The organism is Pantoea sp. X-Soil-ISGK-275, from assembly GCF_059730795.1.
Genome location: NZ_AP035976.1, coordinates 2,842,750 through 2,863,742 on the forward strand (window position 1 = coordinate 2,842,750; position 20,993 = coordinate 2,863,742).

Here is a 20,993-nt window from a genome sequence, read left to right on the forward strand (position 1 = left end):
TTTATTCACGACGACGGCACAACGTGGTGAATCCCAACCTGGTTAGCTCAGAAAACCCACTCAGTCTGCCTTCTCGTTTTCAGCACAAAGCATGTAACCAATTTATAATTTGCGAGGCTTCTCACATTTATGCCTATGTTTACCGTGTTCGGCTGCGGTTAACAATCATTTTAGACGCAATCTCGTTACTTTTTTATCTCTAAATTTTCACATAACGGAAACATTAAGCATAACGAATGAATGGGGATTAGCGAGTGAGGGGGAGAAATTTAAGAGAGGCCAGGTCGCCATGAATGGCGACCCTACGGAAAGATTCAGGATATGTAGGGCCGCCATTCATGGTGACCTTGGGGATATCACGCTGGCTGTTGAGGCCGTGAAGCATAGGTGAACAGCACAATCGAGAGGGTGGCGCACAGCGCAATCGTAGCCACCATCGGCCAGGCGCTGTTAATGCTGACTAATGAGAGCAGCGCGCCAACTAAGGCACCCACACCAAAACGCAGCGTGCCCGCCAGCGAAGAAGCCGTGCCCGCCATGTGCGGGAACTCATCCAGAATCACCGCCATCGCATTCGACGACACCGTTGAGACGCAGCCAATAAACATCGCCACGCCAAACACCAGCGACAGGAAACCTAAATCCAGCGCACTGGAGATCAACAGCCAAACGCCCATCGCGAACTGAATCACCAATCCCAGGCGGAACATTTTCACCGGACCAAAGCGGCGCACGGCGCGGCTATTAATCAGCGTCATCACGAACAGGAACACCACGTTCAAACCAAAGTAGTAGCCGAAGTTCTGCGGTGAAACGTGGTTCACTTCGATGTAAACAAACGGACCGGCATTGAGGAAGGTGAATAATCCGGCAAAGGAGAAACCGCTTGCCAGCATATAACTGAAGGCACGCTTGTGGCGCACCAGTGCCACGAAGTTACCCAGGGTGGTACGCAGATGAAAACGCTGCCGCTGTTCGGGCTTGAGCGTTTCACGGATTTGCGTCACCACCAGCATCGTGGTGATCAGCGCGGCACCCGCCAGCGTCCAGAAGATGGCGTGCCAGTTCCACAGCAACAGCAACCAGCCACCAATAATCGGTGCCAGCAGCGGTGCGATGGTGGTCACCAGCATCACAAACGACATCATGCGCGAGAAGTCCTCTTTCGAGTAGGTATCGCGCATCAAGGCGTTAATTACGACGCTGGCAGCGGCGGCCGATAAGCCGTGCAGGAAGCGCATAAAGATCAGCTGGTCGATGGTTTGTGACAGCGCACAAGCCGCAGCGGCGCAGGCAAAGATCAGCGTGCCCAGCACAATCACCGGTTTACGTCCGTAGCTGTCCGCCAGTGGGCCATACACTAACTGGCCAATGGCGAAACCGAGGATGTAGAGGTTGAGCGTCATCTGCACGCTGCCCGCCGAAACCGCAAACTCATGGGCGATTTGCGGCATGGCCGGCAGATACATATCAATCGAAAGCGGCATCAACATCGCCAGCAATCCGAGGATGACCACTAAACCAACCGGAGAATTCTTTTCCTTGCGCACCGCGTTCTCCCGCTATTTGCGTTGTTTGAGTTCTTCTGGCAGGCCGATGCTGTCGACCTCTTGCTGCGTCAATTCACGATATTCACCTTCACCGAGATCTTCATCGAGTTCGATGTCACCAATACGTTCGCGATGCAGCGCCGAGACATGGTTACCCATCGCCGCAAACATGCGTTTGACCTGATGATAGCGCCCTTCGCTGATGGTCAAGCGTGCCGCTTTCTCATCAAGAATCTCCAGCACCGCCGGTTTGGTGAGCTCTTTTTCATTGTGCAGCTGTACACCGGCAGCGAACTTCTCAACCAGTTCTGGATCGATCGGCTCTTCCACTTCCACCAGATAGGTTTTTTCCAGGTGATGCTTCGGTGAGGTAATGCGGTGTGACCATTGGCCATCGTCGGTCAGCAGCACCAAACCAGTGGTGTCGATATCGAGACGTCCCGCCGCATGCAACTTGAACGCCGCAGGTTCTTCGATAAAGAACAGCACGGTGGGATGATCGGGATCGTCGGTTGAGCAGACGTAACCTTGCGGCTTGTTCAGCATGAAGTAGCGCGGACCTTGCTGCACCACCAGTGGATTGCCGTCGTATTCGACTTCATCGTCTGGCAATACCTTGTAAGCCGCATCGCGCACGACTTCGCCGTTAATGGTGACTTTTTTGGCGCGGATTTCGCGTCCGGCGATAGCACGGCTAACTTCCAGTTGCTGAGATATGAATTTTTCGAGTCGCATGAATTCGCTTTGCCTGTTACTGCGGGGGAAACTGAAACGGTGTTTTTGTCCGTTAAGAAAGTGTGGGCAGTATAGCTTGATCCTTAGACTGCTAACAGTAGTGAACCTGCGTTTAACTGGCTTTCATGCCATAATGCGCGTCCGTTCCAGAAAAAAGTTTGCCCCGATGTCATTCACCCTGCGCCCATACCAACAAGAGGCGGTTGACGCCACGCTCAACCACTTTCGCCGCCATACCACGCCGGCGATGATTGTGCTGCCAACCGGTGCGGGTAAAAGCCTGGTGATTGCTGAACTGGCGCGGTTAGCGCGCGGACGCGTATTGGTGCTGGCCCACGTGAAAGAGCTGGTGGAGCAGAATCACAGTAAATATCAGGCGTATGGCCTGCAAGCCGACATCTTCGCCGCCGGTTTGCAGCGCAAGCAGAGCGAAAGCAAAGTGGTGTTTGGCAGCGTGCAGTCGGTGGCGCGCAATCTCGATCGCTTCGACAGCGCCTTTTCGCTGGTGATCGTCGATGAGTGTCATCGCATCAGCGATAACGAAGAGAGCCAGTATCAGCTGCTGTTCGCCCACCTGCGGCAGCATAATCCGCAGTTGCGACTGTTGGGTTTGACCGCCACGCCCTTCCGTCTCGGCAAAGGCTGGATTTACCAGTTCCACTATCACGGCATGGTGCGCGGTGATGAGAAAGCGCTGTTCCGCGACTGCATTTATGAGCTGCCGCTGCGCTATATGATCAAACACGGCTTTCTGGTGCCACCGGAGCGCTTAGATATGCCGGTGGTGCAGTACGATTTCAGCCGGCTGATCCCGCAGAATAACGGGCTGTTTAGCGAAGCCGATCTCAACCGCGAGCTGAAACAACAGCATCGCGTCACGCCGCATATTATCCGGCAGATTGTTGAGTTTGCTGAAGATCGACGCGGCGTGATGGTGTTCGCCTCCACCGTGGAACATGCCCGTGAAATTCTCACGCTGCTGCCCGAAAACAGCGCGCTGGTCTCGGCGGAAACGGCGGTGAAAGATCGCGACCGCTTGATTGGTGAATTTAAAGCGCAGCAGCTGAAGTTCCTGGTCAACGTCGCCGTCCTGACCACTGGCTTTGACGCGCCCCACGTTGATTTGATCGCCATTTTGCGTCCCACCGAATCCGTCAGCCTCTATCAGCAGATTGTAGGTCGCGGTTTACGCCTGTCGCCCGGCAAAACCGATTGTCTGGTGCTGGATTACGCCGGAAATCCACACGATCTTTTTACCCCTGAAGTCGGCGCGCCGAAAGGTGCCAGCGACAATCAGCCGGTGCAGGTGTTCTGTCCCGCCTGCGGTTTCGCCAATACCTTTTGGGGAAAAACCACTGAAGATGGTCACATCATTGAGCATTTTGGTCGCCGCTGTCAGGGCGTGCTGGAAGATGATGAAGGCGAGCGCGAGCAGTGTGATTACCGCTTCCGCTTTAAAAGCTGCCCGGATTGCGGCGCCGAGAATGACATCGCCGCGCGGCGCTGCAATCAATGCGACAAAATTCTGGTCGACCCGGATGACATGCTGAAAGCCGCGCTGAAACTGAAAGATGCGCGCGTGTTGCGCTGTGCTGGCATGGTGCTGGAGCAAGGACGCGATGACAAAGGTGAATGGCTGAAAGCCACCTATTTCGATGAGGATGGCACCAGCGTCAGCGAGCGTTTTCGCCTGCAAACGCCAGCGCAACGTAAAGCCTTTGAGCAGCTGTTTATGCGTCCGCATCAGCGCGCACCGGGCGTGGAACTCGGCTGGCAAACCGCAGCAGATGTCATCGCCTTACAGCCTTTATTACGCCATCCGGACTTCGTGGTGGCGCGCGCCAAAGGCCATTTCTGGCAGATCCGCGAAAAAATGTTCGATTATCAGGGCCGTTACCGCCGCGCCAATGAGCTGCGATAAGCGGCGGAATCATTTGCCCCTGCGGCACCATTGAGGCTATAATGCCGCCCGCTTTTGCATCCGTAAAAGCAGTTTGAATAACCGTCCTGTTGCTGGGTCGCCTGTAGCAGGAACTATTGAAGAGACATCAAATGTTCACTATTAACGCTGAAGTACGTAAAGACCAGGGTAAGGGTGCGAGCCGCCGCCTGCGAGTAGCAAACAAATTCCCAGCCATCATCTATGGCGGAAATGAAGCACCAGTTGCTATCGAACTGGACCACGATGCTGTAATGAACGTGCAGGTTAAACCTGAGTTCTACAGCGAAGTGCTGACCATCGCGGTTGATGGTAAAGAAGTTAAAGTTAAAGCTCAGGCGGTACAGCGTCATCCGTTCAAGCCAAAACTGTTCCATATCGACTTCATTCGCGCTTAATCGCGAAATGAGTTGTAAGTAGAAGGGCCGGTTGCGAAACCGGCCCTTTTATTTTGTCTTAACATTCTTCCAAAATCCTCTCTCGCTGTACCCATAACCATTGTATCCACATTATTTTCAGTTGTTTTCAAGACATTTCTTTGCGAGAAAAAGATGAATTCTGATGGAATATTCCGGCATTACCACATGCACAGGAATTAATTCAAAAGGAATTCATATGCAAAAAAGAAAATTGCTATGGTGCGGCACACTCTTTGTTTGTCTCTCTTCATCGGCAAGCATAATGCGACATGACACCAACATTCAGGATTATCGTGATTTTGCTGAAAACATGGGAAAGTTTCGTCCTGGAGTCAGCAACATTCCCATCTTTAAGAAGAATGGTGAACTGGATGGTTTGCTTAATTTCTCTATGCCAGATCTGAGCAGTGTTTCACGACGAGGGTACACGACATTAACTGCTCCGTCATATGTGATGGGTGCGGCACATGTTAAGGGAAAATCTGGTTCTCATTTCGGCGGTCCTTCAGAGTTTTCAACTCACTATCTCTTTATTAATCGCAACGATCATGGTATTGCGGATTTTTATCTGCCTCGATTAAATAAGGTAGTAACTGAAACTGCACCTGCTGAACGTGTTGAAATGAGTGAATTATTGCGTGGTCATGGCACTCGTTACATCGCTTATGTTCGTGTTGGCGCTGGGGAAATGCTTGTCGTTACGGATGATCAAAGCAAAACATCTTGGGTTGCTGACTCTGGTAGTTGGTTGGCTGGCGGTCCTATCAATCCCAATATTATTACTTTTGCAAAAGGCGATATGTATTGGGTCCACCATTCACCCGACCATCCACTCTCTTCACCACTCGCAAACGCTTCAGTACAAGGAGACAGTGGAAGCCCCATTTACGTCTACGATAATATCGATAAAAAATGGAAGCTCGCGGCGGAACTTTTTGGTCACTATGGTGGAACAACGGGATACGGTAGAAAGAGTATAGGAACACTCATACCCGATAACTATTTTGACTCGGTTATTACAGCTAATATATCGCCTGATGTATTAGACGTTGCCAATGCAGGAGCAATTTACTGGAACGATACGAATATTGAGCAGCTTAATCAAAACTGGAGCTGGCAGGGACTGGATAAAAAATATCGTCACATTGCACCTGCTTCTGCCCTTGAAACTGAACTCGACGCCACCAAAGATATACGTTTCAATGGAGCAGGTGGCGACATTATCCTCACCAATGCTGTCAACCTCGGAGCGGGTAAACTGCAGTTCTCAAGTAATTACACGCTCAAGTCTGCCGATGGTGTTGATGCCACTTGGGTGGGCGGCGGCGTTGAAGTCGATGAAGATAAAACCGTTCTGTGGCAGGTTAATGGCCTAAAAGATGACGACCTGCATAAAATTGGCGGCGGCATACTGCATATTAGTGCTAAAGGAGTCAATGAAGGAGGTTTGAACATCGGTGATGGCACCGTCATTTTGGATCAACAAAAAGATACGCAGGGAAATCGGCAAGCATTTTCGCGTATATATATTACCAGCGGTCGCCCAACTGTAATAATGAATAGTGCTGAGCAAGTTGATGCGAATAATATCTTCTTTGGATATCGAGGGGGTAAGCTAGATTTAAATGGTAATAGTCTGACCATGAGGCAGATTAATCATACAGACAGCGGCGCTTCAATCATTAACCCACACTTGAACAACAACTCAGTATTAACACTAACCGGATTCGATCCTAAAGATATTACTCTTCAGGAGTGGCAGGGACTTGCAGCTGCAGGTAATGTAGGCGACATTTATGAAGGTTATAATGACAAATCAAAGCGCCTGGAATATTTTCAGTTAAAGATGCCCAGATATAGCTGGTTACCGACCGATCAGAAAGACAACTACTATTGGAAGTACATTGGATTTGATTCTCACGAGGCGCAGGAATATCGCGCTAAAGAACTGAACCACTTGGTGTATAGGGGGTTTCTGGGAGCAGACGAAAAATCCGCTGTTAATGGGAAACTGGACTTTACCTTTTCACCCACTCTAGCCAGTGCCAACCTGGCATTAGTCGGCGGGGCGAATCTCAATGGTAATATTAACGTCAACAATGGCACACTATTACTTTCCGGCCAGCCCGTCCCTCATGCCGGTGGCCTGATTATTGACGATGACTGGTATACCTCTTCTTTCTCCGCCAATAACGTAGTGGTCGCCAGTGGCGCACGCTTCCAGGTAGGTGAATACACGCAGGTTAAAACTGATATTCAGGCTGGCGATAACAGCCAGCTTATTCTTGGCTACAATCCAGGTGCGCAGGATGAGGATCAGATCTTACGCTGCACCTCGCCGGTTCAGAGCAGCAAAGGCAGCTGTAAAGTTGCACAGCGAAACGCTGAAGAATTGCGCTTTCTTCCCGCCAGTACAGTCGAAGGCAATATCACGCTGGGTGATAACGCTGCGCTCCACCTTGGCAAGGTCAATTATCACGGCCACATCAACGACAGTCACGCAGCGCGAATGACCCTGAGCAGTGAGACGTTCTGGAACATGAACGGTAACAGCCGCGTGCATCGCCTGGATGCAGGTAAAGGCGGTATCATTTCCCTGCTTTCTGCAGATGAAATGGCCTGGACGCCGAAGCTGCTCTCTGTTGAACATCTGACGGCAAATAACCTGCAGCTTGGTTTCGGTATCGCGCCACAATCCGCCATCAGCGACAGCTTATACATTGGTTCCAGCGCGAAGGGCAGCAGCAACACGCTCGATCTCGGCTTTATGCTGGGCGAAACCTTCCCCAACCGCATCGCAAAAGAGATCGTGTTGGTAAACGCACCTGCCGGTACCGCGCATGACTACTTCACGCTACCTCCGGTCAAACGCGGGTTCTCGCTGTATACCGCCGATCATCAGGTTGTGGAAGAGAATGGTCGCGTGAAATGGATCATTGCCAAAACGCCCGATCCGGTGCTGCCCCCCGATCCGGTAACCGATCCCGATCCGGTAACTAACCCCGAGCCAGAACCCGAAATTAAGCCTGAACCCGAAGTGAAGCCTGAGCCTGAAGTAAAACCTGAGCCAGAGATCACGCCAAAACCGGGTACTGCAGAAGACTGGTTTGACGTCATTGATAATCAGCCGCTGGTGCAGAGTACTCGCGCCCTGCTCGCTTCGCGTCACTACCTGTTTAGTGAAATCAGCAGCATGCTGACCGATCGCGCTCAGCTGCTGCGCGGTAGCCATGAAGACAGCGGTGCATGGGCCAGCCTTAGCCAGAATCGCGGCAGTATGGATAGCGTAACGTTAAAGGACAGCAAGCTGCAGATAGGCGCCGATACGCAAGCGGATGCCTGGCTGTACGGCGTCACCGCCAGTTACAGCCAGGGAAATGCCGGGGATGAAGCCAGCGTCAGCCATAAGCTGAGTACTCTGGGTCTGTATGCAAGCGGCATGAGCGAAAATGGATGGTTTATGGATCTTGCTGCCAGCTACCTGCACCTGCGTCAGGACATCAACCTTGACCCGTTATTGGGAGTGGAAAGCACCTCAAAAACCAGCCATATGCTGGCCGGCAGTGCAAAACTGGGTAAATCCTTCCCTCTGCTGGACACATCGTTCACGCTGTCGCCTTACGTGAAGGCCAGCGCAGGTTATATGCCGGGTTATACGCTGCAAAGCCTAGATGCCCGCATTGCCCTGAGTTCAGCCATGCCGTGGGGACTCGCGCCGGGTATTGAAGTCAGCAAGCAGGGGCTGGGTGCGCTGCTACCAAGGGTGCGATTCAGCGCAACCGTTGAAAAACAGTTTTCACCGGGCAGTTCTGCCTCTTCACTGACCCTTGAGGATCGCCACAGCCGACGCGTGTATGGTGCGCTGGACGACGATCGTTACCGGGTTCATCTGGGTCTGGAAGGAAAAATCAGCGACAACTGGTCAGCGAATATTGGCGCGAAACACAGCTTTGGTGGCAAGTTCCGCACCGATTCACTCATCAGCAGTGGAATAAACTATTCGTTCTGATAAAAAAGCCGGGCACTTTGGTGACCCGGCTTTTTTTATTTACCGCTGGTACGACGTTGCAACTGATCGCGCAGATTTGGTGGCGTACCTTTGATAGTAAGCGTGTCAGTGGTGGGATCCCAGAAGATGCGCTCGCCAAGCAGCATGGCATCGAAGTTCAGGGTTAAGCCACCGCCGCTACCTGCGAACTTGGTCAACTGGCGCAAGGTGCTGCGATCCGCTGGGAAGGTCTCTTCCAATTCGTAACCCTGCTCCTGAGTAAACGCCTGGAAGGTTTTTTCGCCTAATGGCGGTAATTCGCTGGAGAGATCGTGCAGCGCAATCTCTTCGCCGGCCTGCAGCTGATCGTTGCAGTACGTGTAAACCTGCTGACGATAGTTCTGGCGCTCGTTTTTATCGAGATCTGATTCGGCACAATAATCATCAACCGCTTGCAGCAAGCCACGGTTTTGCGCTTTGGTGTCTAAACCAACGCTGGCACCGAGAAAATCCATAAAGAAATCCGCCACTTTACGGCCCACGCGACCGCGCAGGAAGGTCAAATAGCGGGTCGATTCCGGGTTGGTTTCCCACTCGGTGAGATCAATACGTGCCACAATATCTGCATGATTGATATCCAGATAATGGGTGCTGCTGATATCCAGCTGTTCATTAACGCGCATGCTCGACTGGCTGTTCAGTACCGCAATCAGCAAATACTCGACCGCCAGATAGCGATAATGCAAAAACAGCACCACGCCGCCTTCCGCAAACGGATATTTACCCAGCTCATCGCGCAGACGTCCGGTTGCCGCACGGCTAAATGCCAGAAAGTCATCTTCCCCTTTGCGGCAGTTACGCAACGCATCGGCCAGTTCGCTGTCTTCGTTAAACAGGCCGTAAGCTTTGCTTTTGGCGCTATAAACCCGATGCAGCTCTTCTGCCATCTCTTCAACCGCGCGGGTCGCAGGCAGCAAAGTGTCGCGCAGTACCAGTTCCAGCTGGTTTTCATCACGTTTAACTAACTGATGCAGGGCAATCTGGTCGATATCCAGACTCATGGTAGACTCTCCTTTTAGCTCAGGCGCGTATTCAAACACCGCCCGCAGCCGCTTTCAACTACCAGCACAAACTGATCGCTCTGCTTGCGATAAAATTGCGGAAAAAAGTGCGTTGTTACGGTAATATACCGCCTTTTCACCCTTGATTAGACGACGATATGCCACAATCATCCCGTTACAGTGACGAACGCGTGGAAAAGCTCCTCGCAGAGATGGCGCAGATTCTTGAAAAAGACAAAGCGCCAACCGACCTTTCCCTGATGGTATTGGGTAACATGGTAACTAACTTGATCAATACCAGCGTTTCACCGGCTCAACGCCGCACTCTGGCACGATCTTTCGCGGATGCGTTGCAGTCATCCGTACGCGACGATAACGCTCATTAATATGCAGATTTGACCTCATAATATGGTAACCAACCGGCAGCGCTACCGCGAAAAAGTCTCCCAGATGATCAGCTGGGGGCATTGGTTTGCCCTGTTTAATATTATCTTCGCGTTTATATTAGGCAGCCGCTACCTGTTGGTCGCCGACTGGCCCGCGTCGCTCGCGGGACGTATCTATGCCTTTACCAGTTGGATTGGTCATTTCAGTTTCATTGTCTTCGCGGGCTATCTGCTGATCATTTTCCCGCTCACCTTTGTAGTTATGTCACAGCGATTGCTCAGGGTGCTGTCGGCGATTATCGCCACCGCCGGGCTGACGCTGATTATGGTCGATAGCGCGGTATTCAGCCGCTTCCACTTGCACCTCAATCCGGTGGTGTGGGAGCTGGTGATTAACCCCGATCAAAGCGAGATGGCGCGCGACTGGCAGCTGATGTTTATCAGCGTGCCGCTGATTTTCCTCGTCGAGATGCTGTTCGCGACCTGGAGCTGGCAAAAGCTGCGTAGCCTTAATCGGCGTTCGTTCGGTAAGCCGCTGGCGGCTCTGTTTATCAGCGCCTTCTTCGCCAGCCATCTGCTGTATATCTGGGCGGATGCTAACTTCTATCGCCCGATTACCATGCAGCGCGCCAATCTGCCGCTCTCCTATCCCATGACTGCGCGTCGCTTCCTTGAGCGTCACGGTTTGCTGGATGCGCAAGAGTATCAGCGCCGTCTAGTGCAACAGGGCGATCCCGAAGCGTTGTCAGTGCAGTATCCGCTGAGTGACATAACCTTCCGCGATGGCGGTACGCGCCACAATCTGCTAGTGCTGACCGTTGATGGCCTGAATAACGCCACGGTGGAAAAAGCGCTGCCGTCGCTCCATCAATTCGCCAGTGAAAATGTGCGCTTCACCCAGCATTACAGCGCAGGACTGCAGCCGGAAAAAGGGCTGTTTGGCCTGTTCTACGGCATCTCTTCCAGCTATATGGATGGCGTTTTAGCATCGCGAACGCCTTCGGCCCTGCTCAATGCGCTGAATGCGCAAGGTTATCAGTTTGGCTTGTTCTCATCAGACGGCTTTAGCCAACCGCTGTATCGTCAGGCTTTATTAGCGGACTATTCGCTGCCGCTGGCCGATACCCAGCCGAATAGCACCACGGTGACGCAGTGGCAAAACTGGCTCAACGGCCAGAGATCAAACAGCGCGCCGTGGTTCTCGTGGATTGCTCTGAACGGTGTTACGGTCAATGGCGACAACCTGAAGGCGCGCCAGCGCAGCTATACGCGTCAGGCAAGTGGTGTCGATGAACAGATTAATGCGGTGCTGCAAACCTTGCAGGATCGCGATTTACTGAAAAATACCGTGGTGGTGATTACGGCGCAGCGTGCGGTCAATCTGGATAGCAACGATGACAATCCTGGTAATCGTGCGACCTTGCAGGTGCCGCTGGTGGTGCATTGGCCGAATACGCCCGCGCAAACCATCGATCGCCTGACCGATCAGCAGGACGTGATGACCACACTGATGCAGCGTCTGCTGCATGTGCGCACCAACCCCGCCAACTTCTCGCAGGGTGAAGATCTGTTTGCCGCGCAACGCAGCCACGATTGGGTGGCGAGCAGTGAGGACGGCAAGCTGGTAGTGACCACGCCAACCGTGACGCTGGTGCTGAATAACAACGGCAGCTACAGCGCTTACGATGCGCAGGGTCACAAGCTAAAAGATCATAAACCGCAGCTGGCGTTGCTGCTGCAGGTATTGACGGAAGAGAAGCGATTCGTCGCAAACTGATTAATTATGAGGCAGTTAAATGCTGCTCATATTGCAATCGTGCGCGGAAACAGTAATATTCTTCCTTGTTCGGCACGTAGCGCAGCCTGGTAGCGCACGGTCATGGGGTGTCCGGGGTCGGAGGTTCAAATCCTCTCGTGCCGACCAAAATCCTATAGTAAACAGCAGGTTAGACATTGCTTTAGCCTGCTATTTTATTCCTCCTTTTGTGAATTCACAAGTCCTTGTTGTGGGTGTTCTTGCCCCATGACAGTCGTTCGTGTCGCTATGCTCCACTCCTTTAGCTTTCCCAGGCTGCGCTACGTGCCGAACGTGGAAGAATATTTAACGCAGCTAAAGCTGCACGCCCTTTTATCCGCATCAATCTTTACAAAGCGCTAAGCTCTTGATGAAGATCTTCTTATTTCCATCTCAGCAGTTCTCTTAAAAATCCTATGTTGACTTGTTCCGCGTCTGAATGATCTTATCCTGATAATGAACCAGCTTTGTAGGGGATGCCGGGATGGATGGTCGGAAGCAAAACACACATAAGCTCACTAGCGGAACTACCCCAGCTTTCCGTGTATTGATTACTCTATTACTCAGCGGGCTATGTGGATGGGGGCTGTACTCCCTAACCATTGAAGTGGGGATGGAGCCAAGAGCTATTTGGTTTATTCTTGGTAGTGCGATTGTTTTTCTTTGGCTCATAGGCGTAACTGATAAGCTATCTGACGCTGAGTATGCAGCCTATAATGCTCAGCAACGAGCTGAGAGCTACATGGCTTCCCTAGAAAGGTTAAGGGATAAACTTAAAACAGATATTGACACCTCACATAAGGTGTGATTGACTGCCTGTCCACATGAAACTTGTGTGGCGTCACTGAGGTAGCCTTATGGCTCGAAAGGGAACGATATCCACCGAGGCGAGGGACCAGCTCGCTCCCCTGTGAAAGGCGGAATACAAGGGTGGGGAGAGTGGAAACCTCCCGTGTTTTCGTAGCACGTCTTATTAGCCTCTCAGATTAATTCTGCGGGGCTTTTTGCGTTGGCTATGGGAATGCATTGGTAGTTTATTTAAAGTGCTCTCCGTGCTTCCTAGGAGCTCTCAGGGGCATAGAGAGAGTGCTTTGCAAATACTATCATGGTAAAGGGATATTTAATTGAAGAATTCTGTTTCTAGTTTATTAATAGCCATAGCACGCAAATGGTATGTACTGTTAGTTCTCTTAATGTGTTTTATAATCACCGCCCATTTATTAACTATAAACCAAGCAGGTGAATTAAGATGTTCAGCCCTAGATTATATTGTATTGGGGAATACTAATGCTGCCTGCAAGATACATGGCATCTTTTCTGAATTGAATTAAAAAAGCTTTGAATGCCCCCTTCAAAATTCAAGATCAACACAAGGAAGTCGTGAGCTAGCTCCCTCCTCCCAATTAAGGTCAAAGGCAATTTCCCGCTATCTTCGCTCCCTTCCCTATGTCTCGTTCCCCTCACCTGTGGCGAGAGGGAAACATCGACGGGAAGAATCGCTACGATTTACGCGTGAAAATCGGAACCATGACAACATGGAAATCCCATAGAGATTAACGCTGGAAGGTAACAAGAATCAGAAAAAAGTGAAAAATAAATAGTTGATATATTCAATCACTTAACCCTTCACTTAAAAATAACTTGTTACTTTTTCCCGAAAATCGACATCTATCTAATTAGAACCCTTAAAAATTTCATGTAGCCCTCATGAAGATTAAAAAGTTTGTTACCGAATTCAAGTAATACTTCTTTAGTATAAGTATAGGGCATTAAAAATTGCTCTCCTTCTTCCTCCTCTGGCATATGGGACGAAGCTCAACAATCTGCTGAGTTTCCTTCGACAAGAAAACAAGACTCCTCGCATGGTCGAGTATGCCTCTCAAGAGCTGGGTAACTCCTTTATCCTCAGCTCTTTCTTATTCCTGCGTAATGGCTCCCTTCCATTGCGTAATGTAGTTGTTCTGTTAGAGCACGGAAGCTCATCCTACAACAGCCAACAATAAGGGCCTTTCCTGATACACCTCATCTGGCGTACAGGTTACTTAATCCTTCACAGGAACTTGAAACTATGGCTAACGCATCTAAGAATGCATCCGCATCCGCATTCGAATCAAGAATAAATCCATACCACTTTCACGCAGTAAGACATTTCACGCATAACGCAGAAGTATGCCGGTTTAGCGGAGATATGAAATTAGTATTTTCTCACATCGCTAATCTACAGAATAGATTTGGCAAAGTGTATCTAAGTTATCAGCGAATAGACGAAATGTTAGGGCTAGGCACAGACCTGTTTAACAATTCTCAATTCATCATTCAAAAGTTTATGCAGATGGGGATAGTGAATAAGTACGAAGATGGAAGCAGAAGTTTTTACATTGTAAGCACCCCAGCTCTGGAGGTGGTTTGATGGATTTATTCTTACTCTATCTTATTGCTGCGTACACCTTCACCCTCTGGCCTTAATACCTACTACCGTAATTAAATCACTAACCTTTCTTAGTTCCGAAATAAAAATAATAACAATAGGGCACACTATGACCAAGATTAAAATGCTGATGATTGATGGAGTGATGAACGCAGTTGATTTAGAAACTGGTGAGATTGTAAACCACTCTTTCCCTGTTCTTCCTGAAGCGTATAACACCACTCCTGCTGTTGAATCTGTGTTGTTTGGAGATGCGGATAACAAGCCCCTTATATCTACTACCGTAATTAAGACAGAGACAAGAGGCCGTAAAGCTAAAGTGAATACCAACCCTTACGCTTCTGTATTCGCTAACATGTCCTATGACGAAGACACGGGACGCTGTTCATTAGGCGTCAAGATGGATGACCTGCTTCGCTCAGTAGCCCACACAGCCCACTATTCCTCCCACATTCCAGTTAAACAGCTGGCCTTCGTTATGAAGAGTGAGGAGCTAAGTACTGAGTCAATCGTGGAGCAGATTAACAAGCGTAGATTCCTTCAAGGTGAGAAAGGGATTGGCGAACGTTATGCACGTGTATTGCGTAAGGCTGCTGAAATCCTCATACGCCGATTGGGGGAGCCTGAGAACCACGATGTTATTCAGCTAGACTCAGGTATGTCTTACTGCTTTGAAGCTGACACAGTGGCATACAAGCATTCTGATGGTGTGTCTAACGCTGTAGTGTGCCCTGTTGAGTTCACCGAAGGAGACAAGGATACGATTCGCAGATTAGCTATTGCAGGTTTAGATGCTCAGATTGAATCCCACATCACCTCAGTCACTGAACAATCAGGCCGTATGTCTCAGCGTATTAAAGGTGAAGTGATTCCATTTGAGGAAGTGTACAAAGCAATCTCTGCGGAATTCCCTTATGAGGTGGTGGAACCAGAAGCAGTTAAAACTCCGGAGTCTGTTTATCTTGATGCGGATGACGCTTGGTTAGATTCAGTCGTTAATAAGAAAGAAAAACAATCTGATGATGAGCCTGAGTGGTGGATAAAGCCTATTCAGGTTAGCACTTACACAAATGAGGCGGGTGAACCATGGTGAATAACAATGGCAAAGAATATTTGAAAAAGCCACAAGGCTGCTTGCTGCCTATTGAATTGGCTAAACGTGTGGATGCAATTAAAGGGGAGCTCAGCAGGAACGCTTATATGGTTCGGATAGTCTCCCATTATTTAAATCTGGTTGAAGGTGGTCACATTAATTCAGCGGGGAACAAACCAAATGAACAATAAGAAACCCTCCGCTGTAGTGGCTACACATTTTACTCCTGAAACAATTGCTTGGTTAGACAAGGTGAGAGGAAAGAAAAGCCGTCAGGCTTGGCTTGCCCGTCTGATTAAAGATATGAGATTAGATTACGAGCTGGAACTTATCATTGAAGAACATATTAATCCGCCTACGCAACAAGCTTGAAACATTTAAGAAGACATTTGAGCGACACACTAAGGATGTTGGGGAGCCCAAGGTGTGGCACTGGTTGATGTTCTTCTTTGTGCTGGGGCTATTAAAGCTCGCCATGCACAGCGCTTAATAAAAATAATAATAAGGAAAACAGAATAACATGGCATATACCTTGGACGATTTCTTAGATAATACACCTGTGTCTCTCAATGATTTCTCAGACACCACCACAGGCACCCCGGCACCAGCTCAGGCTTTTGTGTCGAGTCCATCAGTGAGGAACAGTGCAGCCACTACCGCCCTTTTGAATGCACCAACTGACCCAAATCAGGTAGTTCCAACCTACGACGCTATCTCCTCTGAACATTCTCAGATGGGTTACAGCCCTACACAGAATCAGATATTGGATGCGCGTAAAACTCAGGAAGCCTCGGCTTTCCAGCAGGCTATGTATGAATCTCTGGCTGACCCACAAGTACCGGACATGACTAAGCAGGCTATTCTCCAGCAGCATCAGGAGGGCCGTATTGCTCAGAGCAACCTGTTAACAGCTCAGGGAATGCTGGGTACACAGGAAGCCGGGGAGACAAACCCTAATGAGACAGCAGAAGCCACTGTAAGCCGTGACCTGTTTGCAGCTGGTATGGACAAAGCTATTCAGTTTAAACGACAGCAACAGGCCATCTATAACGCCACAGCAATGGCTCAGGAAGAGAATGGACTAACAGCCACAGCAACAGGAATGGCTGAGAACATCATCCCCGGTGTCTCCTCAATCAAATCTACCCAGCTCTATTCCAGCCTCAGTAATGATACTAAGGGCGTGATTGCTTCCTTCTTCCTGCAAGGTTCCTCTAAGGCAGCTCTTGCTGATAAATTCAATGCCCTCCCTCTTGACCAGCGTATGGCGGTGATGGATGGAATTGCTACAACAATTAACAGTGAAGGCCGCACTATCCTCCTCCCCTCAGAGAAAGACAGTGCCAACCTCCACGCTCTGCAAGCAGTTACACAGTCTGGTGCCTACACCGTTACCGATGAAGTGATTGATAACCTAGGCGGCCTCTTAGATATGTCTGGCTTAGCCCTGCCATTCAGAGCGCTGGGGAGGGCATTGGGCGTGGGGAAAACTGTAAGAGAAGCAGATGCAGCGGCTAACGCCGCGCGTGCCTCAGAGGGCCTTACAGACGCTGAGAGATCTATCCAGCAACGTCAGTTAATGGCACAGCAACAGCCCTCCTCACCTATGGATATTCTTAAGGATGCCAACCCAGATAAAGCACGCCGTGTTGTAGCTGGTATTGCTCAGGATGAAACGGATGAATTCGCTTTAGCGATGACTGGTACGGGGAAAGATAATGCTTTTGCCGGGTATATGGCTGCACAGCCTAAAGTGGCTGATGGAACAGTACAGAGCAAGGTGTATGACCCATCACGCTATGATGACTTCCAGTACATGCCAGATAATGACACGCTGGATTTAGTGCGCTCAGCTGCTTATCCAAACCTCTCCACTGTTGAGAAACGCCGACTTGATGCTAATGTCACCCACGATTTCCAGAATGCAACAGGCTTAGTCACCCGCAAGGAAATGACAACGGTTGGTGCAGCAGACGATGGCACAGGCTTAGACATTGCTGCAGTGTATGGGCCCTCTGACAATGGCTGGACAAGCGTTAAGGATGCAGCAGAGCAGGCTCAATTTGCTTTACGTAAATATGGCATTGATGAGAAGGACATCAACATCCTTGTACGTGATGGAGACACATATCACCCGGTTCCCTATTCTCAGGTTAAGAACGCTGAGGGGGATTTAGGTGGTGACTACCTGTTGCAGATTAAGCAAAACTACAAATACAGCGCCGGAGATTTAGACGACAGCCAGTTTCAGCTGTTTGATGTGAAGCGTAATTTGCTTAACTATTCGGACGTAGGCTATGGCACATCGGGGCGCGGCTCTCTTACTTCTACCTTCGTAGCACCAGAAGCCATGTTCCATCCCGAATACATGAAAGGCGCTGTGCTCTCTGATTTGAAAAAGGATGTGTTAAGCGAGAAGCTTGTAGAGGTGGCTAAAGGCTTTACTGACTCCCTACAGCCAATGGCTATAGAGCGCAAGAATGCTATCATAGACGCCATCAAAGAAGCCAACGTTAAGGGGATTAGCTATAACTATTCCGACTTAGCCGGTCGTGGTTTTAATGATGCAGAGGTTCGCACCTTCGAACAATTCAAGAAGACACAAGATACTCTCTGGCACCTTACTAACGCAGATATGGTGAGAAGCTACAAGACCCGTGGCTATGGTCGTATGGTGTATAAGGATGCTGGCTTAGATGTCGTAGCACGCCCTGTCTCTCTCAATAGTGTACGCAATAACACTTCCGTATATGACGCAGCAAAGGACACAGTGCGCATCCTCACACCAGAGGAGCGTGCAGCCCTTAGCTCCCGTAATGCAGGGGTAGCTGAGCTTGCTCATCCAATTGAGATTGATGGTCGTAACGTCCTCCATGTGCTCAATGATAATGACGCTCGGGGGACATATCTCCGTGCTTTGTCTGATGACGATACAGTGATGGCCTACCGTAAAGGCTATTACTCAGTTCGATATGCTAACCCTCACTTCATTGAGCGTAAGCTCGTAGATGCTGATGGCATTCCCGTAAGGGATGAGCATGGGCAGGACATCTGGCAGGCATTTGCAACAGCCCCTGACAGCTTATCTGCTGCTAAAGCCATAGAGCGTTATCAACGAACACGCCCCTCTGAATATCGTGTAAGGGGAGACCTGAAAGGAGGGGACTACGACAAGGCGAATACTCAGGCTATGAGCGCAGGTGGTTTATCAGCTCAGCGTGTACGCGGTAAGCGGCTTGAGGATGCAATAGGCTCTAACACAGAGCTCGATGGCACTCATATTCAATCTCCTATTCAGGCAATGAACAGCAGCATTGAGAGCGTTTCTTCTCGGGTAGCCTATCGTGACTGGATTGAGACAAGCAAGCAGCGCCTCCTTTCCACTTATAGCGATGTTATGCCTAAACGGAATGGCCGTCCTGACTACCCTTCTAACATCTCTGAGATTACAGGAAGTGGTAAACAGAGAGCAGCAGCCCGTGCTATGTATGAGCATATTAGGGCAATGGAAAATGGCTATGTTAATGCGCTTGATGATGTAACAAAGAAAATCTTCTCACAATCTGCTGATTGGTTAGGCGGGGCTGCTGTTAAGTACGACAGTAAGGCGCTGGCGCTGGGGGAAAGAGCAGTAAGAGCCGGGGAAACATTCTCTCCTACTGGCTTCCTTCGCTCCCTTTCATTCTACACAATGATTGCCCTCAATCCATTACGACAATTAGCTGTCCAATTTGCACAGGCGTCTATGTCATTAGGACGCCATCCAGCTTACATCGCTCATCTGTTCGATGATGCAACGCTATTGATGATTGATAAGTTTAACCCTAACGCCCCTGATGCTTATTACCGGATGTTTGGTAGAAGTAAGGCAGAATTCAAGGCTATGAAAGATGCCATGGATAAATCGGGGATTACGAAGGGAATTAACCGGCATGAAATGATTGCTGGGATGTTGAGAACGAATACGGATTTATCTGTAGGTTATGCCAGCCGTGCCGCTAATGCTGTTACTAAGGGAGTGAAAGCCACCCTTTCTGCTCCTCGTAAGATTGGCTTTAGCGCTGGTGAGTATTTCGTACAGGCTTCTTCCTACTTCGCTCACTATGACGCAGCATTGAAGGCAAGTGTTAAGGCTGGTAAAGGGACAACCCTCCCCGCTGACTTGCTGAAACAAATAGCCTCTGATGCTCGTCAATTCACTGGTAACTTCTCCCGCTCTGGTCAGGTAGCGCTCAACCATAACGAGCTGTCTGTTATTGGTCAGTATGGGCAGGTTCCTTTGAAAATGATTGGCGTGTTGTTCAATCGGGCTATCCCTGCTAAAGCGCGAGTAGGTATGGCAACGTTTGCTGTAGGCATGTTTGGGGCACCAGACTGGCTTGCACAGATGCTTTCTGAACACCTGCCAGAAGATGAAACGCAACGAGAGTTGATTGTAGGTGGCTTATCTAACGTCCTAACCAATGGAATGATTGAGGCTGTATGGGGCCAGAAATCTCAAGTTGATTGGGGTGGTGGTGTAAACCCTTATGACCCTCAAGGCGTGATTGATATGGTGAAGCACATCTTTAGTGACGGTACGGGGGAGGCTATTGCTAACAGCCCTGTAGGCTCCCTAATGATGGGGAGCAATCCACGCATCACCAATCTTATCCGCGATTTTGGCTATGCTTCCGGTTTAGTGACAGACCCGTCATCTGATACCAGCGTAGACAAATGGCACACAGTTATGATGGATGTAGGAAACCTTTCCTCTGGATTCTCTAACGGCTACAAAGCCTGGCTGATGCTCAAGTACCAACGCGAATATTCAGCATCAGGAGCCATGACCCGAGACAACGTTACAACACCTGAAGCATTTGCCAAGCTCCTAGGCTTCCAGAGCCTTACTCAGGCACGTAGCTTTGCGGTGATGGATGACATTAAGGCGGAGCATGACAAATACAATGCAGACATTGATCAGTATTTCGGAGATGTGTCACGGCGTTTAGTAGCTGAGGGGCTCACAGCTGAGCAACAAGATTACCTCATCCGTATGTCACAATATGGGATGTCTGCATTTCCTAATAATGTTTCAGCTCATAAGCGCTGGATGGCTAATATGATGAAGCAAATCGAAGGTGGGGACCGCCGCTTATTCGATGCAATCATGAGCGCCTCTGGATGGGCTACACGCGAAGATGTTATTGGCTGGATTAACCAAGCTACTCTTAAGCCAGAACAACGTGAAGCCCTCCTGTCCATTGCCAAATGGAGCTTCTCAGAAGAAGAAGTTAAAGACATTAATAAGTTTAAATAATAAAAAAACAAAATGGGCAGTTTCTAGGGCTGCCCTGCTCTCCTCTCAAAATAATAAAAACATCGAGAAAAACACTATGCGACATACAGGAACTTCATTTGCTGAAGCTCGGGCTAACCGTACCCGTAAATATGACGAGAAGATTAAGCCAGTGGTAGAAGACCTATTAGATTATGGCTTAGGTAATGCAGCCTTAGCTAATGCTCTAAATACTAAAGGCCATGTTACTGTCACTGGTAAAGAATACACGACAGCAAGCGTTGTAGCGCTCTTGGCGCGTTTATTTAAATAACATGAGGG

Annotated in this window: 13 protein-coding genes and 1 tRNA gene; 11 read left to right on the forward strand and 3 right to left on the reverse strand. The window is 49.6% G+C overall.

Annotation, left to right across the window (positions count from 1 at the left end; all coding sequences use genetic code 11):
* Positions 1-356: 356 nt before the first annotated feature.
* Both AC6I8A_RS13260 and rsuA read right to left on the reverse strand, forming a co-directional pair.
* The gene (locus AC6I8A_RS13260) at positions 357-1,550 is read right to left on the reverse strand and encodes a Bcr/CflA family multidrug efflux MFS transporter (protein ID WP_256696931.1); all 1,194 of its coding nucleotides are present in this window, start codon (positions 1,548-1,550) and stop codon (positions 357-359) included.
* Between the two features lie 12 nt (positions 1,551-1,562).
* The gene (gene rsuA / locus AC6I8A_RS13265; protein ID WP_061717809.1) at positions 1,563-2,285 is read right to left on the reverse strand and encodes a 16S rRNA pseudouridine(516) synthase RsuA; all 723 of its coding nucleotides are present in this window, start codon (positions 2,283-2,285) and stop codon (positions 1,563-1,565) included.
* A gap of 166 nt (positions 2,286-2,451) precedes the next feature.
* Between rsuA and radD the strand changes: the two genes are divergently transcribed.
* The 3 genes from radD (at position 2,452) to AC6I8A_RS13280 (ending at position 8,652) form a co-directional block, all read left to right on the forward strand.
* Positions 2,452-4,206: a DNA repair helicase RadD gene (gene radD / locus AC6I8A_RS13270; RefSeq protein ID WP_497818645.1), complete on the forward strand. Its 1,755-nt coding sequence runs from the start codon at positions 2,452-2,454 to the stop codon at positions 4,204-4,206.
* A 131-nt stretch (positions 4,207-4,337) separates the two neighbouring features.
* Positions 4,338-4,622, forward strand: coding sequence for a 50S ribosomal protein L25 (rplY, locus tag AC6I8A_RS13275; protein ID WP_256696934.1), 285 nt, complete (start codon positions 4,338-4,340; stop codon positions 4,620-4,622).
* A 163-nt stretch (positions 4,623-4,785) separates the two neighbouring features.
* On the forward strand, positions 4,786-8,652 hold the full coding sequence (locus AC6I8A_RS13280) for a S6 family peptidase (RefSeq protein ID WP_497818646.1): 3,867 nt from the start codon (positions 4,786-4,788) through the stop codon (positions 8,650-8,652).
* Between the two features lie 35 nt (positions 8,653-8,687).
* Here AC6I8A_RS13280 and yejK read toward each other — a convergent pair whose 3' ends face one another.
* Positions 8,688-9,692: a nucleoid-associated protein YejK gene (gene yejK / locus AC6I8A_RS13285; RefSeq protein WP_256696936.1), complete on the reverse strand. Its 1,005-nt coding sequence runs from the start codon at positions 9,690-9,692 to the stop codon at positions 8,688-8,690.
* A 158-nt stretch (positions 9,693-9,850) separates the two neighbouring features.
* On the opposite strand from yejK, the gene AC6I8A_RS13290 reads away from it, so the two are divergent.
* The 8 genes from AC6I8A_RS13290 to AC6I8A_RS13325 all read left to right on the forward strand — a co-directional run bounded on the left by AC6I8A_RS13290 (position 9,851) and on the right by AC6I8A_RS13325 (position 20,985).
* Complete coding sequence (locus AC6I8A_RS13290) at positions 9,851-10,078, forward strand: YejL family protein (protein ID WP_036648480.1); 228 nt, start codon at positions 9,851-9,853, stop codon at positions 10,076-10,078.
* A 22-nt stretch (positions 10,079-10,100) separates the two neighbouring features.
* Positions 10,101-11,855: an LPS biosynthesis-modulating metalloenzyme YejM gene (gene yejM, locus AC6I8A_RS13295; protein WP_497818647.1), complete on the forward strand. Its 1,755-nt coding sequence runs from the start codon at positions 10,101-10,103 to the stop codon at positions 11,853-11,855.
* A 70-nt stretch (positions 11,856-11,925) separates the two neighbouring features.
* Positions 11,926-12,002 (forward strand) — tRNA-Pro (locus tag AC6I8A_RS13300).
* A gap of 2,408 nt (positions 12,003-14,410) precedes the next feature.
* Entirely contained in the window at positions 14,411-15,394 is a 984-nt protein-coding gene (locus tag AC6I8A_RS13305) for a hypothetical protein (RefSeq protein WP_497818648.1), read from the forward strand.
* The gene (locus tag AC6I8A_RS13310; protein ID WP_497818649.1) at positions 15,388-15,585 is read left to right on the forward strand and encodes a hypothetical protein; all 198 of its coding nucleotides are present in this window, start codon (positions 15,388-15,390) and stop codon (positions 15,583-15,585) included. The genes AC6I8A_RS13305 and AC6I8A_RS13310 overlap by 7 nt, the downstream gene beginning before the upstream one ends.
* The gene (locus tag AC6I8A_RS13315; protein WP_008105052.1) at positions 15,575-15,766 is read left to right on the forward strand and encodes a hypothetical protein; all 192 of its coding nucleotides are present in this window, start codon (positions 15,575-15,577) and stop codon (positions 15,764-15,766) included. Before AC6I8A_RS13310 ends, AC6I8A_RS13315 begins: the two co-directional genes overlap by 11 nt.
* Positions 15,767-15,914: 148 nt before the next feature.
* Positions 15,915-20,693, forward strand: coding sequence for a hypothetical protein (locus AC6I8A_RS13320; protein ID WP_497818650.1), 4,779 nt, complete (start codon positions 15,915-15,917; stop codon positions 20,691-20,693).
* The gene (locus AC6I8A_RS13325) at positions 20,638-20,985 is read left to right on the forward strand and encodes a hypothetical protein (protein ID WP_497818651.1); all 348 of its coding nucleotides are present in this window, start codon (positions 20,638-20,640) and stop codon (positions 20,983-20,985) included. Before AC6I8A_RS13320 ends, AC6I8A_RS13325 begins: the two co-directional genes overlap by 56 nt.
* The last annotated feature ends 8 nt before the right edge of the window (positions 20,986-20,993 follow it).